The 17,050-nt window shown below is 39.1% G+C and carries 19 protein-coding genes; 8 read left to right on the top strand and 11 right to left on the bottom strand.

The annotated features are described in order from the left end of the window. Window positions 1–6 precede the first annotated feature (6 nt). The 4 genes from AC1M9H_RS13530 to rplM all read right to left on the bottom strand — a co-directional run bounded on the left by AC1M9H_RS13530 (window position 7) and on the right by rplM (window position 2,814). The gene (locus tag AC1M9H_RS13530) at window positions 7–441 is read right to left on the bottom strand and encodes a ClpXP protease specificity-enhancing factor (protein WP_481613587.1); all 435 of its coding nucleotides are present in this window, start codon (window positions 439–441) and stop codon (window positions 7–9) included. Window positions 442–462: 21 nt separating this feature from the next. Continuing rightward, window positions 463–1,116 (bottom strand): glutathione S-transferase N-terminal domain-containing protein, encoded by a 654-nt coding sequence (locus AC1M9H_RS13525; protein ID WP_481613586.1) that lies wholly within the window; start codon window positions 1,114–1,116, stop codon window positions 463–465. Window positions 1,117–1,986: 870 nt separating this feature from the next. Further along, window positions 1,987–2,373, bottom strand: a complete 387-nt coding sequence (gene rpsI, locus AC1M9H_RS13520; protein ID WP_035270019.1) for a 30S ribosomal protein S9 — start codon at window positions 2,371–2,373, stop codon at window positions 1,987–1,989. 12 nt (window positions 2,374–2,385) lie between these two features. Next, window positions 2,386–2,814, bottom strand: a complete 429-nt coding sequence (gene rplM, locus AC1M9H_RS13515) for a 50S ribosomal protein L13 (protein ID WP_035270016.1) — start codon at window positions 2,812–2,814, stop codon at window positions 2,386–2,388. Between the two features lie 360 nt (window positions 2,815–3,174). On the opposite strand from rplM, the gene AC1M9H_RS13510 reads away from it, so the two are divergent. From AC1M9H_RS13510 to AC1M9H_RS13495, 4 genes are all read left to right on the top strand, one after another. Further along, entirely contained in the window at window positions 3,175–3,447 is a 273-nt protein-coding gene (locus AC1M9H_RS13510; RefSeq protein ID WP_481598026.1) for a hypothetical protein, read from the top strand. 118 nt (window positions 3,448–3,565) lie between these two features. Next, on the top strand, window positions 3,566–4,534 hold the full coding sequence (pdxA, locus tag AC1M9H_RS13505; RefSeq protein WP_481613595.1) for a 4-hydroxythreonine-4-phosphate dehydrogenase PdxA: 969 nt from the start codon (window positions 3,566–3,568) through the stop codon (window positions 4,532–4,534). Between the two features lie 30 nt (window positions 4,535–4,564). Next, window positions 4,565–5,377 carry a 16S rRNA (adenine(1518)-N(6)/adenine(1519)-N(6))-dimethyltransferase RsmA gene (gene rsmA / locus AC1M9H_RS13500; protein WP_035270009.1) on the top strand — a complete coding sequence of 271 codons (813 nt, stop codon included), beginning with the start codon at window positions 4,565–4,567 and terminating at the stop codon, window positions 5,375–5,377. Beyond that, window positions 5,378–6,229 (top strand): symmetrical bis(5'-nucleosyl)-tetraphosphatase, encoded by an 852-nt coding sequence (locus AC1M9H_RS13495; protein WP_481613585.1) that lies wholly within the window; start codon window positions 5,378–5,380, stop codon window positions 6,227–6,229. 75 nt (window positions 6,230–6,304) lie between these two features. Here the strand turns inward: AC1M9H_RS13495 and AC1M9H_RS13490 are convergent, their stop codons facing one another. From AC1M9H_RS13490 to hflX, 3 genes are read right to left on the bottom strand one after another with little or no spacing between them, the layout of a single operon-like run. Beyond that, window positions 6,305–6,982: an LrgB family protein gene (locus AC1M9H_RS13490; protein WP_035270007.1), complete on the bottom strand. Its 678-nt coding sequence runs from the start codon at window positions 6,980–6,982 to the stop codon at window positions 6,305–6,307. 9 nt (window positions 6,983–6,991) lie between these two features. After that, complete coding sequence (locus tag AC1M9H_RS13485) at window positions 6,992–7,363, bottom strand: hypothetical protein (protein WP_092768555.1); 372 nt, start codon at window positions 7,361–7,363, stop codon at window positions 6,992–6,994. A gap of 42 nt (window positions 7,364–7,405) precedes the next feature. Further along, on the bottom strand, window positions 7,406–8,737 hold the full coding sequence (gene hflX / locus AC1M9H_RS13480; RefSeq protein ID WP_481613584.1) for a ribosome rescue GTPase HflX: 1,332 nt from the start codon (window positions 8,735–8,737) through the stop codon (window positions 7,406–7,408). Between the two features lie 378 nt (window positions 8,738–9,115). Here hflX and AC1M9H_RS13475 point away from each other — a divergent pair, with 378 nt between their 5' ends. After that, a complete protein-coding gene (locus AC1M9H_RS13475) occupies window positions 9,116–9,910 on the top strand; it encodes a lysophospholipid acyltransferase family protein (protein ID WP_092768504.1) in 795 nt (264 codons plus the stop codon). 39 nt (window positions 9,911–9,949) lie between these two features. Here AC1M9H_RS13475 and AC1M9H_RS13470 read toward each other — a convergent pair whose 3' ends face one another. Further along, window positions 9,950–11,512: a phospholipase D family protein gene (locus AC1M9H_RS13470; RefSeq protein WP_481613594.1), complete on the bottom strand. Its 1,563-nt coding sequence runs from the start codon at window positions 11,510–11,512 to the stop codon at window positions 9,950–9,952. A gap of 171 nt (window positions 11,513–11,683) precedes the next feature. Here AC1M9H_RS13470 and AC1M9H_RS13465 point away from each other — a divergent pair, with 171 nt between their 5' ends. Continuing rightward, the gene (locus AC1M9H_RS13465; protein WP_481613583.1) at window positions 11,684–12,694 is read left to right on the top strand and encodes a metallophosphoesterase; all 1,011 of its coding nucleotides are present in this window, start codon (window positions 11,684–11,686) and stop codon (window positions 12,692–12,694) included. 42 nt (window positions 12,695–12,736) lie between these two features. On the opposite strand, the gene AC1M9H_RS13460 is transcribed toward AC1M9H_RS13465, so the two are convergent. Both AC1M9H_RS13460 and trhA read right to left on the bottom strand, forming a co-directional pair. Then, a complete protein-coding gene (locus tag AC1M9H_RS13460) occupies window positions 12,737–14,047 on the bottom strand; it encodes an MFS transporter (RefSeq protein ID WP_035267948.1) in 1,311 nt (436 codons plus the stop codon). 141 nt (window positions 14,048–14,188) lie between these two features. Further along, complete coding sequence (gene trhA / locus AC1M9H_RS13455; RefSeq protein ID WP_092768508.1) at window positions 14,189–14,827, bottom strand: PAQR family membrane homeostasis protein TrhA; 639 nt, start codon at window positions 14,825–14,827, stop codon at window positions 14,189–14,191. 103 nt (window positions 14,828–14,930) lie between these two features. On the opposite strand from trhA, the gene AC1M9H_RS13450 reads away from it, so the two are divergent. Continuing rightward, window positions 14,931–16,142, top strand: coding sequence for a class I SAM-dependent methyltransferase (locus AC1M9H_RS13450; RefSeq protein WP_481589547.1), 1,212 nt, complete (start codon window positions 14,931–14,933; stop codon window positions 16,140–16,142). A 21-nt stretch (window positions 16,143–16,163) separates the two neighbouring features. Next, entirely contained in the window at window positions 16,164–16,592 is a 429-nt protein-coding gene (locus AC1M9H_RS13445) for a GNAT family N-acetyltransferase (RefSeq protein WP_481613582.1), read from the top strand. 38 nt (window positions 16,593–16,630) lie between these two features. Here AC1M9H_RS13445 and AC1M9H_RS13440 read toward each other — a convergent pair whose 3' ends face one another. Continuing rightward, on the bottom strand, window positions 16,631–16,960 hold the full coding sequence (locus AC1M9H_RS13440) for a hypothetical protein (RefSeq protein WP_179999860.1): 330 nt from the start codon (window positions 16,958–16,960) through the stop codon (window positions 16,631–16,633). Window positions 16,961–17,050: the final 90 nt, after the last annotated feature.

The raw sequence follows: 17,050 nt of genomic DNA, 5'->3' as shown, positions 1-17,050 counted from the left end.
AAGTTTTTAATCCAAAATTCTTAAACTCGGTTTTTTCTTTGGTGCTTCATTTTCTTGATTTTGTTGCTGTTTAGATTCTATCGGATTTTCATCCGTTTGTGCATTGGCATATTCATCAGGATCAAAGAATAATCCTTGACCATTTTCTTTTGCATATAACCCGAGTACAGCATTGATTGGCACATAAATATCTTTGGAAACACCACCAAAACGTGCAGAAAAGGTAATCGCTTCATTGCTCATGTGTAGTTGATGCACAGCATGTGGCACGATATTTAAAACAATCTGATCGTCTTGAACGAACTGTGTAGGTACATCGGTATAAGGCTGTGTGGCATCTACCAGTAGATATGGGGTGAGATTGTTATCGCAAATCCATTCATAAATCGCACGTGCTAAATACGGGCGAGTTGGACTTAATTTGATTTCTTGATCAGACATGTGACTCACTCTTTTGCTTTTTTAAGCGGATTTTAATTCAGGACTATAACGATTTTTTTCCTGAACCGTCATGGACTTAATGAAGGCTGGACGACTGAAAACACGCTGGCAATATAAATAAAACGGGCGGCATTGTTGCTTTGGAAGCTCAATACCCATCGTTCTTAACCGTATAAAAATCGGTGCCAACATGCAATCTAAAATTGTAAATTGTTCAGACATGAAATAAGGATAGTGCTGAAACAAAGGTGTCAGCGAGATAAGCGTATCTTTTAACTTTTTTTGAGCTGCCTTTTGTGCGTCAACATCAAGTGTGTCTGGGTGGCGCAACATATCATCTGCAAGTTTTAACCAGTCATTTTCAAAACGCCATATATATTGGCGTTGTTCTGCACGTGGAGCAGGAGCATCTGCATATAACTTATTCTGACGATAGCGATCATCTAAATATTCAGAAATGATGGATGTATTGAAAAGTTTTAACTCATTTTCAATCATCATTGGGAGTTGATTGTATGGGTTTAAACTCGCAAGATCCTCGTTGTCTTCGTCGACAATAAATAAATTGTGTTTAATTTGTTTTTCTGCCAGTAAGAAGCGAATCCAATGCGATCGAAAGTCATCTGCATGACTATAAATGGTGATGCCTTGTAATGGGGTAGTTTCGACTGACATATTCCAATCAAAGTATTAATGAATAGATAAGGATACTAAAAAAGCACGCTAAAATCATCGTTTAATGAGCGATGCCTATTAAAACACTTGAATTTCATATTGAATCGTATTTATGTCTGTAACGTGGTTTTTTAAATTTCTATCCTTGTATTGTTGAAATTTAATCTTTAGCTTTTTATCCAAAGCGATATAAAAAGCCGATCTTTAAATCGGCCTTGTGCACTAATGTATGATTCCACTCCACCATTGACGGACGTCGCGATTGTTAGTTAATGCACTTGTGTCGCCAGGTCTAAGTTTATAGCCACACTTGTAAACCATTGAGAATTTTTGACCTAAAGATCGATGTACCAGACTGTTATTTTGTACAGGATATCCATCTGAGCATCCAACTAACTCTAATGCTTTATTTATGTTTTCATATGAAGACATTAATCTTTGTATGGGTCCATCACAAACATGCTTACCCGTATTGGATTGCCAACACACGGCTAAAGCATCTATCGATTGTGAGTTATTTGCTTGTGCAATATTGGATGTACCTAATATTGTAGCGGCTACGGCGAATGATAAACATATTTCCCTATTTAACATTTTTATCCCTTTAATTTAAAAAACTGCATGAAAGTATTTTTTAATAAAGTTGTAAAAAGTTAACAATCCTCAAATTGGGATAGATGATTAAGCATATATTTGTTTAAGTCAGTCAAAATAGAGCAATAAAAACTAGCGTCTTTTTATTGATATCAGCGTTTAATATTCATTTTAAAGTATCGTGTACGACTGATTTTCATGAGTGAGGGAAAATATAAAGATGAAAAAAAACCTTGGCATAAGCCAAGGTTTTTTTGTCCGAATTCGGAAAACGAATTAACGTTTAGAGAATTGTGGACGTTTACGAGCTTTACGTAAACCAAGTTTCTTACGTTCAACTTCACGAGCATCACGAGTAACGAAACCAGCTTGACGAAGAGCAGGTTTTAAAGTTTCGTCAGCAGCGATCAATGCACGAGTAATACCGTGACGGATTGCGCCAGCTTGACCACCGATACCACCACCAGCAACAGTGATGTAAAGGTCATATTTCTCAGTAGCATCTAAAAGCTCTAGTGGTTGACGTACAACCATACGAGCAGTTTCACGACCGAAGTATTGTTCTAAAGAACGGTTGTTAATAACGAGTTTACCAGTACCAGCAGATAGGAAAACACGTGCAGTTGCGGTCTTACGGCGACCTGTACCATAGTTAGTAGCCATGTGCTGTATCCCTTAGATGTCCAAAACTTGTGGCTGTTGAGCTGTGTGAGGATGCTCAGCACCAGCATACACTTTCATTTTCTTGATCATAGCATAACCAAGAGGACCTTTTGGCAACATGCCTTTTACAGCGCGTTGGAAGATTTCTTCTGGCTTGTGAGCAACTAATTTTTCAAAGTTAGTTTCACGGATACCACCAGGGAAACCAGTGTGGCGATAGTATTTCTTATCAAGTGACTTATTACCAGTTACTTGAACTTGCTCAGCATTGATAATTACGATGTAATCACCAGTGTCAACGTGAGGAGTATAAGAAGTTTTGTGCTTACCGCGTAAACGACGTGCGATTTCAGTCGCAAGACGACCTAAAGTTTTGCCAGAAGCATCAACAACGTACCAGTCGTGTTGAACTTCAGCTGGCTTAGCGCTGAGAGTTTTCATTAACCACTACCTATTATAGTTGGTTTGGACGGTGGAATCTGTCCAAACAAAAAGGAGAGCGAATTCTAGCGGAAAAACACTAGAACCACAATCAAAATATTAAGATTTCGAGGGGCATATTCTATTTAATTTAGATTGAAAAGTATAGCGGTTTATTTAATCAATTTCGTTTGTAATGAGGAAATAATCATAATAATAGCTCGGAGTTTTGATGAGTTCACAAAATAATAATGATCGTTTCTCTCCTCCTGTTCGTCATTCAGATTTATCTTCACGCCATGATCAAATCAAAGTGAGCAAGGTGACGAAATTTTTGACCGGATTTTTATTCATTTTTCTCGGAATATATTTAGTGTTAGCATGGTGTTTGGCGCTATTTATGGAATCGATGTTTTAAGTGTCATTCTTATATATTCAATGTATGCACATTTTATGATTTTCCCTTGGATCATCTATTTAATCGGTGGCTTTGGTTTCTTGTGCATTAAAGATTCAGCATTTTATTCAGCGCGTTCAACGATTGGACGCATTCTTTTGTTGGGTTTGTTCTTCGTCATCGTGATTGTATGTGTATCCGAAGTCGCTCATGCTTTTGGTCTATTAGATGCAAGATTTCGTATGGATTGGCGCTAAAAGACTTAAAAGAACGATTAAAAAAATCAGAGGGCTAAGATTTTACCATTTTGGTATTGTTGAACATCGTACATTCGATCTGTATTAAAATAATAAAAATCCTTGAATGATGATCGTTATGCTTCCTTTGTATGTCACCAGCGGTGAGCCTGCTGGAATTGGTCCTGATATCTGTTTAAGCCTTGCGCAACGTTTGGATGAGCGTCCACTCGTCGTGCTTGCTGATATACAAATGCTCAAGCAACGTGCAGAAAAACTTCATCTTGAAGTTGAAGTGATTGAGTATCAAGGGCAACAAACATCGTCAAAAGTGGGTCAGCTTTATGTGGAACATATTCCTTTAAATGAAAGTGTAGTACTGGGTGAGTTAAATGCTCAAAATGCGAGTTATGTCTTAGAGCAACTCCGCCGTTCTGCAGACTATGCGATGTCAGGTAAAAGCGTTGGCGTGGCGACAGCACCTGTACAAAAGTCAGTGATCAATGAGGCAGGTATTCATTTCAGTGGTCACACTGAGTTTTACCAAGAGTTTGCTGGTGTATTACGCGTGGTCATGATGCTGGCAACCAAAACCTTACGTGTTGCACTTGCAACCACGCACTTACCCCTTCGTGCGGTTGCGGATGCGATTACAGCTGAGCGCTTGCATCAGGTCATCGACATTCTAATTCATGATTTAAGATCAAAATTTAAAATCGAATCTCCCAAAATTTTGGTGTGCGGTTTAAATCCTCATGCAGGTGAAGATGGTTATTTAGGAGTGGAGGAGATCGAAGTGATTAATCCTGTACTTGAACGCTATCGTGCGCAAGGGATAGACATGAGTTTATGTCTGCCTGCAGATACCTTATTTACACCAGAAAATTTAAAAGATGCCGATGCAGTTTTAGCCATGTATCACGATCAGGGATTACCTGTGTTAAAATCGCAAGGATTTGGTGAAGCCATTAATATTACTTTGGGCTTGCCGTTTATTCGCACCTCTGTCGATCATGGCACAGCACTCTCCCTCGCAGGTACTGGACTTGCGAAAAGCTCGAGCTTACATGTGGCTGTGGACTTAGCGCTCGATTTAGCGCGTCAGTGATCTTGTCTTAATTACACGTTGGAAATCCTTATGTATCAGATTAATGCCTTAAACCCGAAAGATGAAGGGCATCACACGCGTAAGCGTTTTGGTCAAAACTTCTTACATGACCAACGTGTCATTGCCAAAATTGTGCGTTCGGTGAACCCGCGTACTGGTGACAATATTGTTGAAATTGGTCCAGGTCTTGCTGCTTTAACATCGCCTTTAATTGGTGAATGTGATGCTTTGACTGTCATTGAATTAGACCGTGATTTAGCAGCTGGATTACCGGGTCGTGTACCGCATCCTGAACGTTTAACTATTGTGGAAACTGATGCTTTACGCTACGACTTCACTGAATTGTTTGATGGTCGTCCGTTGCGTGTTGTCGGTAACTTACCTTATAACATTTCTACGCCTTTGTTATTTCATCTCTTAGAGTTTGGTGACAAGGTTAAAGACATGCACTTCATGTTGCAAAAAGAAGTGGTCGATCGTATTACGGCATCACCAAATACCAAAGAATATGGTCGTTTATCAGTCATGATTCAGTACTACTGTAAACCGACATTCTTGTTTGAAGTGCCACCTGGTTCGTTCAACCCACCACCCAAAGTAACTTCTGCGGTATTTCGCTTAGAGCCGTATGATGTAAAACCAATAGTGGCGAAGAATGAAAAAGCCTTGGCACGTTTGGTCTCCCATGTATTTACACAACGCCGTAAGACACTTCGCAACAGTTTAAAAGGCATGTTGCAAGAGGAAGGATTTGAAAAAGCTGGTGTTGATCCAATGGCGCGTCCAGAAACATTAACACTTGCTCAATTTGTTGCACTTGCAGATCAAATGGTAGATGCATAAATGGCTGGTGAAAACATTCGATATAATTACGTGATTGGTGATGTTCAGGGCTGTTTTGAAGCTTTGAAAATGTTACTCAAGGAAATCAAATTTGATCCTGATCAGGATTTTTTATGGTTTGCGGGTGATTTAGTCGCACGTGGTGAGAACTCGATTGGCGCTTTACGTTTTATCAAGAAACTGGTCGATCGTGGCGTTGCTGCGACAGTCTTGGGTAATCATGATCTGACCTTGTTAGCGGGCGCAAGGGGCATTAAAGAGATTAAAGAGAAAGACAATACTCGTGATGTGATTGATGCGATTGACAGTGATGATTTAATCGACTGGTTACGCAAACAACCCTTATGTTTATGTCCAAATGAAAATATTGTCATTACACATGCGGGTATTCCACATATTTGGACAGTAGAGCAAGTGAAACAGTTTGCTCAAGAGGTTGAAACGGTTATTGCGCATGATGATTTTGATGTTCTGGATGCATTTTTGAAAGAAATGTATGGTAAAGAACCTACATTATGGTCAGATGATTTAACAGGACATGAGCGCTTACGATGTATTGTTAATTATCTAACCCGTATGCGTTTGACTGATCCAGAGGGACGACTCGAATTTAGTTTTAAAGATGCTTTAGATGAGCCGATGCCAGCTGGCTATCAGCCATGGTTTGAATATGAGTCAAAAGCTGCTCAAACTCATCAAGTCATTTTTGGACATTGGGCTGCCTTACAGGGCAAAACAATATCTGAGCATATTCAGAATGTTGACGGTGGTTGTGTCTGGGGCAATCAATTAATGGCGTATCGTCTTGAAGATCAGCAAATGTTTGCTGTTGATAATCCTATGTTTGCATAGAATCTACTTTTGGTCATTTTCGTCTAATAAAAAAGCCACTCATCAGTGGCTTTTTTATTTTCAGTTGTGGGTATATCAAGAGGTCGCTTTTAAAAAGTGAATAAAAGTAGGGAGCCAAACGGCTGTAAACGTTGCATTTACCGCCATACCAAATGCAGCATAACGACCAGCTACACTGCCTCGTTGCCAAGCTTGAGCTGTCCCAATCGCATGGGCTGCTAAACCGAGTGCTAAGCCTGAGGCACGCTCATCATTAATATGACGTAGTATGAGTGGTGAAAAAGCTGCGCCAATCACACCAGATAAAATAACGATTAAAATGGCTAAGCTAATTGGTGCATGGAGTAAGGTCGCAATATTAATTGCGATTGGTGTTGTCACTGCACGTGTAGCGAAAGCCATAATGGTCGAATCTGCCATATGCAGTAGATACGCTAAGCCCATAGGCAATGCGACAGCACTGACACTAGCAAACACTAATATTCCTAAAATGCCTTTGAGTGGTAAATCGTCATAACGCATCGCTGCAAGTGGGATCGCGAGAGCCACTGTGACGTATCCTAATAAATGATCAAAAATCGGATTGACATCTTTCATGTAGTGATCATAAGGAATACCAATAATCAGTAAGATGACGATCACAAAGAACATCCCGAATACAATTACAGGAATCTGTGGTACGACACGGTTACAGGGTTTTGAAATTAAATAGGCGAATAACGTAATAGCAAAGCCGATTAAAATTGCGAGCATATTTCTCTCCTATAACCAGCGTTTTGCCATTTTGGCGTAAACCCAAAGTGGAATAAGTGTACTTAACGTGAGTACGAGTAAAAAAAGAGGAATTTCTTTACCCATATGAACCAACATAACCAATGCCCCAGCACTAATTGGTAAAAATGCGAAAGCACTTTCTTTCATGATTTTATTATTTACATCGACAACTCTGGTTGGAAGAGTGCCAAATCTACGCCAAGCAAACAGTACAAGTAGTAAGGAAAGCAACCCGACAAGATTGCCCAGTTCGGGATGATTCAATTGAGTCATAAGCCAAACTGAACCTTCTCGGAAGCCAATAATAAGCACTATGGTGCCAATCCATGCTGGCCAATCTATCGTTTTCATCCACTGCATCATGATTATACTTTTAACATTATTTATCACGTTTTAACTGATTTATGATTTGATTTCAAACTCTTCTAAAGGTCTTTTAAATTGTTGCGCCTTCTCACCAAGAATTTGATCAATTGGTAAATGTGCTTGTTTTATAAGTTGCTCTAATTTATGTGGCGCAATTTGAATATTTAAAATCAAATGACCTAGATCATCATAATGTTCAGACTGAATCACATTTAATTCATACAGTTGATTGCGTAATTTGCCATATTCAGGTCTGAGTGTGAGTTCAAATTGTTGTATTTGCCCCATTAAACATTCTTGAACGGCTTGTCGCAGTAAATCTAAACCTTGACCTGAGTGTGCTGAAACATAGACTCGATCGGGCAAATTGGGAGAAGCATAAATGATTTTAGGCTCTTCACCCGTTTGATCAATTTTATTGTATACGCGTAGTATTGGCACCTGAGCCCCAATTTCTTTCAGGACTTTTTCAACAGCATCAATTTGCTCAAGCTTTTCTGGACTATTTGAATCGATAACATGCAAAAGCAAAGTCGCCTCAAGTGTTTCTTCAAGGGTTGCTTTGAATGACTCTACTAAGGAGTGTGCAAGATTGCGAACGAATCCCACTGTGTCAGCCAAGACCAATGTTCCAATGCCATCCCAATTTAATCTTCTTAAAGTTGGGTCAAGAGTTGCGAACAATTGATCTGCTGCATACACATCACTTTCAGCAAGAATATTAAATAGGGTGGATTTTCCTGCGTTGGTATAACCGACTAGAGACACTGTTGGAATAGACGCTTTTTGACGCGCTGCACGGCCTTGGATTCGTGTCTGGCGGACTTTTTCAAGTTTGTCTTTAAGCTGGTTTATGCGGAGGCGGAGTAAACGACGGTCTGTTTCTAATTGTGTTTCACCTGGACCACGTAAACCAATACCCCCTTTTTGGCCATCTAAGCCCATGCGACCACCCACTAAACGTGAAGCGAGATGGTCTAACTGAGCCAATTCAACTTGTAGTTTACCTTCATGTGTTCGTGCGCGTTGTGCAAAAATATCTAAGATAAGGCGAGTACGATCGATGACACGACATAGAATAACACGCTCGAGATTACGTTCTTGAGATGGTGTGAGGGAATGATCGAAAATGACAATATCAGCTTCTACCGCTGCAACAAATTCGGCGATTTCTTCAGCTTTACCCGAACCAATAAAAAATTTAGGGTCAGGTTTAATACGTTGAGCTTGTATATGTTCAAGAATCTCTGCACCAGCAGATTTGGCCAATAAACGAAATTCTTCTTGATCAAGATCTTCTAATATTTGGACATTAACACTCACCAAGACCGCACGTTCATTTGCTTGATTTTGTCCAGTAACTTCCACTCAGCTAATACTCCACATCAAAACTCTAGTGTAGAGGAAATTGAACAATTGAGGGAAATAGATTTAAATTAACCTAAAGCAGTTTTGAACATAAGTATAAACGCCAGCATAAATAAAAAGACGCCACCGACAATTGATGCCAATGAGAAGAGTGCCGACCAGATGGGAATGACTTGATTTGATGGTGATTGAGTTGTAGTTTGCATAATTTTTAAATCTATAAATTCGATTTAAAAATTATATTTTATTGGGTATTTGAATTGAAATTGAATTTTCAAATCTATGTATACGGTTTTTATAATCAATGCATCTCTGGTGAGCTCAGTATAGAATGGAGCTATAGTGGATAACGCCTGTTATTATTTAGTGAAATAATTTATGACAACATTAAAGCCTAAAAAACTCAATTTATTTTCAAAAACAGCGCTATATAGCCAAAAAATCATCTCAGGTACTGCTGCTGTCACTGAAGGGTTTTATTTAATTTTTAGGCATCAAATGTATAAAAATCCGAATAATCCAAACAATACTCGTTATGTACAACATTTTTGCCGTCGCTTATGCAAAGTTTTTAATATCGATTTACAAGTACATGGCAACATTCCTCGTGAACCCGCATTATGGGTGAGCAATCATATCTCTTGGTTAGATATTCCTGTATTAGGTTCGAGTGCGCGTGTATTTTTCTTAGCAAAAGCAGAAATTGAAAATTGGCCGATTTTTGGGAAACTTGCCAAGGGTGGTGGAACACTGTTCATTAACCGAGGTTCAGGAGATTCGGTCCGTATTAAAGAGCAAATCACAGAATTTTTGAAGCAAAATATTCCTGTCCTATTTTTTCCAGAAGCAACCACGACTGATGGAACTAAAGTCAAAAAAGTGCATGGAAGACTTTTAGCTGCAGCTATCGAGGCTCAAAAACCAGTGCAAGTTTGTTTAATCTGTTATGTCAATCAAGAGGGGGAGTTAGATCAGGTTGCTCCCTTTATCGGAAATATTGGATTTACAGCGCATCTCAAAGCAGTATTGGAAATGCCTCAAGTCGTTGCACATTTAACAGCTTTGCCCACGATTGATGTTACTGGACATACAGTTGAAAGCTTAACGAGAGAAGTGCAACTCAGAATGCAGGAAGGATTGGAAGTATTACATCAAAAAGTACTCAAAGCTTAATCAGTAGAAGAAAAGCAGGGATCATGATGATCCCGCTTTTTACATGAATCCTTCTATTGGCAACCACGAGATAACTTTCAAGCTTGCTTTTTGCCACCATTTCATTTTTGGTTCTTTGGTATAGATTTTAATACCTTCAGGTGTCGCTTGTTTCCAATTAATATTATTTTGTGAATCTAGAACTAATTTATAGGCATATTTTTTTAGGTTCTGATCCATGGTTTTATGCACAGCTTGCGCTAGGGGCTGGCTGTTTAAAATGACGCCAATTTCAGTATTTAAATTGGCTGAACGTGGATCAAAATTAAATGATCCGATAAATACTTGCTTATCATCCAAAGCCATCATTTTTGCATGCAGGCTTGAGCGACTCAGCCCTTTAAGGCTCACTTTGGACTGCTTAGAAATTTCAATATTATTTTTATTTTGGAATTCTTCTGGCAAAGCAGGGAGGAACTCATATAACTCTACGCCGTTTTGCAGTAAATCCTGACGATATTTCGCATAAAATGCATGTACAAGCGCAACATCATTGGCTTTAAAAGAGTTGGTCAGTACGCGAACTTTAACGCCATCTTGTGCGATCGTACTTAAGCGTTGCTCACCCTTGCGTTCAGGAACGAAGTAAGCGGAAATGATATCGACACTTTTTTCTGGTTTCTCTAAGCGTTCAACCAGTTGAAAGTTGAGATGTTCTTCTTTCTTAGCTTTCGCTTTGATTTTTTCAGGAGAATCTTTGATGACTTCTGCTTTCACCCAATCCAGCTTAATTTCTTGATTGAGCCAACGATCAAAATCATGAGATTCACGAGTAATTTCAACATAACTACGTACAGCACCATCATCAAAGTGCTCTTGCAGTTGCTGTTTTAAACCTTCATAGCGCAATGTATATTGTTGATGATTGACAATATTTTTAACTGGATAGGCATATTCATGATTCCAGTACTCATCAAATGAGTGTGTAATATCACTTACTGCATGACCGACAAGCATGACATCAACATCTGAAAATTGATATCGGTCACTGACATTGTAGTATTGATTACTCATATTTCGGCCGCCAATCAGGGTAATTTGATTGTCAGCTGTAAACGTTTTGTTGTGCATCCGTCGATTGATACGTTTCAGATCCAAAATCATATCAACGGGTCTAAGGCGTCGGAATTTATAAGGATTGAATAACTTTACGTCAATGTTTTGATGTTGATCCAGCGCGAGATAAATACTTTCCATCGTCTTAGCGTTATTGTCATCCATTAACAATCTGACTTTTACACCACGATCAGCAGCTTGAATGATTTTATAAAGAGCCAATGCACCTACACGGTCGTTATCCCAAATGTAATATTGAAGGTCGAGTGTTTTTTCGGCTTTCTCAATTAATTGAAAACGTGCAGCTATCGCTTCGATTGGATCATATAAAACATGAAAACCTGTTAATTCAGGATTCTTAATTTTCAAAGGTTCGACAATTTGCGCCAATGAAGTGTCATGAGTGTCGATGTCATACGCATATTGAGGTGCAACAGCTTGTTGAGTGGGTAAAGTTGAGCATGCGGGTAAAGCAAGAATCAAACATGAACTCATGATGAAGCGCATTTTAAAAGATGTTTTCTTTTGGCGATTCAATTGTTGAGATTGATTCTTTTCCATGTGATTTGCTTGCATAATCTATTCTTTGAACTCAATGTGCTAAAGTATAAAGAGCACCATTTAAAAGATAAATGAACCACTCAGATTATTCGTCTGATTTAATGAAAGAGATTGAATATGTGGACAACAAATAACATCCTTGCTGCGTTCTATATTATTTTCTCGCTCTTCGCTATTTGGGGAGTCACGCAAGCATGGATGAGCCAATCTCGAACTGAAACCATACATCCATTTAAAGCCTTTGTTCATCTCTTGGCATTTTATCTTTCTTATTTACTTGTTCCGTTGTGGTTTTTTAGTATTTTTGCTACTTGGCAAGGTATATTTTCATTGCATGAAGGTGTGTTTATTTTCTTGTTGAGCAGTGTATTGATTTATGCACGTTTCATTGAGCCACATCGTGTAGTAGTGAATAACCTGAGTTACAAGTTAAGTTCGGCGCAACCCTTTAAACATCCGATTAAAGTGGCATTAATTGCAGACTTACATATTGGATTGTTTTCTGGGCATGAAAGACAACTGAAAATTATCGTGAATAAGATTAATCAAGCTCAACCAGATTTAGTGGTTGTGGCAGGTGATTGGACCTATGAACCAGAAAATAAGCTGGCAGAAGAGCTCCGAGTATTAAGAGAAATTCAAGCGCCTGTCTATTCTGTGAATGGTAATCATGATGAGCAATATCCAGGTCCACCGATTCAGGCATTATTAAAAGATGCGCTAGCTTCAAATCAGGTGATGGATATTGAAGGTAAGATTGTTGAGTTTGATGAGTTTAGATTGATTGGTGTGGGGGATTTGTGGGCAGGTAAGGCTGACATGCGGGATATGCCTGATTTACCACAAGATAAGCCGTGGTTAATTCTGTCACATAATCCGGATACGGTGGATATGGTGCCAAAATTGCCAACTCATCCGTTGATGTTGTCAGGGCATACTCATGGGGGACAAGTGGAGCTTCCGTGGTTGACAGATTACATCATGAAAAAAGTGTCTATCTTGGGTCATAAACGTGGTTTATATAAGCATAAATATGCCAATGTTTATGTGTCCGTAGGTACTGGCATGGTAGGTGTCCCATTCAGATTCAGAGTACCACCGATGATTGATATCATTGAGCTCAGCTAATAAAAAAACCGGCTTAAGCCGGTTTTTTATTAGCTGAAAGCATCAAATTTGATTATTCACATCATCATGTTTCGTTTCGCGAATCATCAGGAAAGCAATCAGTGAAAGGATTGATGCAGCCGTCAAATAATAGCCTACTGCAGACAAACCATATTCAGTTGCTAATTTCGTTGCAATCAAAGGTGCGAAAGATGCACCAAAAATACCAGCAAGGTTAAATGTTAACGCTGAACCAGTATAACGCACCGATGTCGGGAAGATTTCTGAAAGTACCGTACCGATTGGACCATAGGTTAAGCCCATAATCGCAAGACCAATACATAAGAATAAGAACACAATCAGTGTGCTTCCTGACTCCAACATGTCCGCAAAGAAAATACCAAAAATAGCAGAAATTACACACACCGCAATCGAAGTGGTTTTACGACCGAACTTTTCCGCAAAAATTGCAGAAAGGGGAATAAATGCTGCAAAACAAAGCGTTGCAACCAACTGAAGTTGTAGGAACTCTTCACGAGAGTAACCTAATTGTTTTGTACCCCATTGCAATGCAAATACAGTGGTTAAGTAAAAAACTACGAAAGTACAAATGGCTGCAATCGTTCCGAGTACAAGCATTTTTGAATGCTTTTTAAAAACTTGTACAAAAGGGACATTCACTTCTTTTTGTTTATCAAGCACATTTTGGAATGCTGGCGTTTCATGCAACTTTAAGCGAATCCACAAGCCTACAATCACCAATAAGGCACTTGAAATAAATGGAATACGCCATCCCCATGACATGAATGCTTCTTCACTCATGAATGCCCCAAGCGTAAGGAAAGAGCCTGTGGCAAGGATGAAGCCGATAGGTGCACCAAGTTGAGGGAACATACCGTACCAAGCACGTTTGCCTTCTGGCGCATTTTCAGTTGCGAGTAGAACTGCACCTGACCATTCGCCACCTAAACCTAAGCCCTGACCTAATCGGCACAAAGCTAAAAGTAAGGGTGCCACAATGCCAATTTGCGCATAGGTTGGAAGTAAACCAATCGCAACGGTAGAAAGTCCCATGGTTAGCAAGGCTGCCACTAAGGTTGCTTTACGACCGATTCGATCTCCCAAATGACCGAATAGTGCGGCGCCGATAGGACGTGCGATGAATGCGATTGCAAAAGTTGCTAATGATTGAATCGTTGCTGTCATAGGATCTGTGCTTGTTGGAAAGAACAAGTAGGGGAAAATTATGACCGCAGCTGTTGCGTAAATATAAAAATCGAAGAACTCGATGGTTGTACCAACGAGGCTTGCAGTTAATACCCGAGTTTTAGAGTTTGCGGGCTGAGCTTGTTGTGATGCTGTATTAGACGCCATGAGAGACCTTACACTTACTAAAAATAAAAAACTTAGATTTAATAGCGTAATCTTTTTAAAAAAGGCGTAATTTCTTAAAAAAATACGAAATACCAGCTTGCTCTACGGTGTTAGGGTTGCTAGACGATGTAGTTAAAGTGGTTATAGCACGTAAAGATAAATAGACAGAAAATGTGATCCTGCACCTATCAATACAAAAATATGCCAGATAGCGTGAGTGTATCTTACCTTTTTTAAGGCATAAAACAATGCGCCTATGGTGTAAGCAAGACCACCAACAATAAGAAAGGTTAAACTTTGATCAGATAAATATGTGCGCATATCATCGATCACAAGTAATGCTAACCATCCCATTGCGAGATAGGCAAAAAGCGATATTTTTTGAAAATGGTGAATAAATACCAATTTAAATAAAGTGCCAATCGCCGCAATTACCCAAAGTGCAATTAATAAATAGTGAGCTTTTTGCGTTGGTAAAGCTATAGATAGAAAAGGCGTGTATGTTCCTGCGATGAGATAATAAATAGCCGTGTGGTCCAATTTTTTAAACCAACCCCGACGCTCAGGTGTTTCCGCAAAATGATAAAGACTAGACGCCGTAAAGAGTAGAACTAAACTAAGTCCATAGACCCAAAGCCCGATCCATTGTGCCATAGGATAAGCAGCACCTTTTATAATCAATAAAATGGCACCGATGACGGCCAAGACAGCACCAATGGCATGACTGATGAAATTAATTTTTTCTTCTAATGGATCATACGAAGCAGGAGATGCTTTCATTGTTCACTTACACATTTAATTATACATCTGTATCGTAATTGAATTTTGCTTTTCGCGTAAGACGCATTAAAATTTAATAGCATTTCTTTTTTTGGCACTGTTTATGACCGTTTCGGCATCCTCCACACCGCAAGAGCAACAATTTCTTGAAGCATTTCATCAAGCATTAGCTTCTCAGCGTTTTGATCGTATGATTCTGAGTCAGTATCAGGGCGAGATAGAAGCTTTAGAGAAGATGACTTTACGCATGATTCGATTACAAGATGAATGGATGCTGAATGTTCTGTATCGCTTTAAAACTCAAGATGTGACCAAAAATTTTCCAATTGATGAAGCTGATCCGTTGGTGAGTAAATTGGTCAGTGAATGCAAACAAGCCAATCTTTTTACATTGGACAGCGAGTTACAGCTCAAGAAAAATAAGAAAAAAGCGATCTTAACTCAAAGTAAAAAGGCTTCAGTCTCCAAGATCATTGAAAAATCACACGACCGTCAAAAACACCGTTTTGTTGAGCAAGAAAGTTATTTTCTTCAACCGTTGGGTATTACGGATCAAAAAGAACAAATTATTCCAAGCATGGCGCGTAAGTGGAAACAGATTAATAAATTTGTTGAGATTTGCTCAGGCGCATTAAACCAAATTCAAGTTGATCAGCAGCTCAACGTTGTCGATTTTGGCTCAGGTAAAGGTTATCTCACCTTTGCACTGTATGACTACTTACAAAAAAATGATTATAATCCTTATGTTACAGGTGTGGAACTGAACGAGAAAATGGTTCAATTCTGTCAAGATGTTGCCCGTAAATCAGATTTTAAGCATTTAGATTTTTTCCAAGGAGATGTACGAACTTACTCGCCTGAAAAACTCGATGTCATGATTGCGTTGCATGCCTGTGATGTAGCAACTGATTTTGCGATTCATACCGGTATTCGATTGAATGCGCAAATGATTATGTGCGCGCCGTGCTGCCACAAAGAGTTGAGACCTCAAATGCAAAGTCCCTCTGTATTAAAACCAATGTTGCAGTTTGGTATTCATGAGGGGCAACAAGCTGAAATGCTGACAGATACAATTCGAGCGCTATTGTTAAAAGCCTATGGTTACGAGACTAAAGTTTTTGAATTTGTGGCTTTGGAACATACTAGCAAAAATAAAATGATTTTAGCCACCAAGCGCAAAGATTTGAACGCACCAGATCAGCAAGTGTTAGATCAAATAATTGCATTAAAAAATATGTATGGTATTCAAAAGCACTCATTAGAGTTGCTTCTAAAAGGAGAGTGGGAGCAACAAAATATTGGTGAAAAGTGCTAACACACCTTTGGGAATTAACACATGAGTAATGTCTTCGATGTTCAAGTAGGTTCATGGTCGCAATTAAAGTGCTACGCGATGCAGATACGAGAGCAAGTATTTATTCTGGAACAACAAATTTCACCTGAAGACGAATGGGATATGGAAGATGAGACATCGATTCATTTCGTTGTTTTCCATGAAGGTGAGGCAATCGCCACGGCTCGACTACTTCAAAACAATAGTATTGGAAGGGTAGCAGTCATAAAGGCTTATCGAGGAAAAGGTGTTGGGTTTGAGCTCATGAAATTTATAATTGAGTTTGCTCAAAGGGAAAAGCGACCAACCTTGAATCTTTCTGCTCAAGTTCATGCATTACCATTTTATCAACGTTTAGGGTTTGAGCCCCACGGTAAGGAATACTTAGATTGTGGTATTCCTCATGTTTATATGACGATGCAGCTTGAATAAAAAAACGGAGCCAACGCTCCGTTTTTTCATCACAAATATCAATGACTATGTGAACCTGATTCACCATCATGTGTATGACTGTGTTCGCCCATTGCTGCGTGTTCTTCTTCAGTCATATTGTGCTCAGTTGCACTAGCTTGAGCAGCTTTGTTGGCTTCTATTTTTGCTGCTGCTTCTTCAGACATCACAGGTGATGCTTTGAATGCATGATGTTCACTGGTTTCTGTTCGTTGTTTACTTGGCATATAGTCAGGTTCATTTTCAATGGCTACATAGAAAATCACCATAAATATAATACTTAAAATGATCGCGATAATTAGCGCTTTCCAACCCCAAGGAGATTTTTCTGGTGAAGAATGATCAGTCATAATGCTATACCAAGTTGGGTAAAATGAATCTGAGAATATGTTACTTTATAACACATATTTATCGACAAGACCGAAAAAAACCTCTCCGAA

It is taken from the genome of Acinetobacter sp. ANC_7512 (assembly GCF_056779935.1).
Note: the sequence above shows the minus strand (reverse complement) of the source record. Positions and strands in the feature narration are given on the sequence as shown.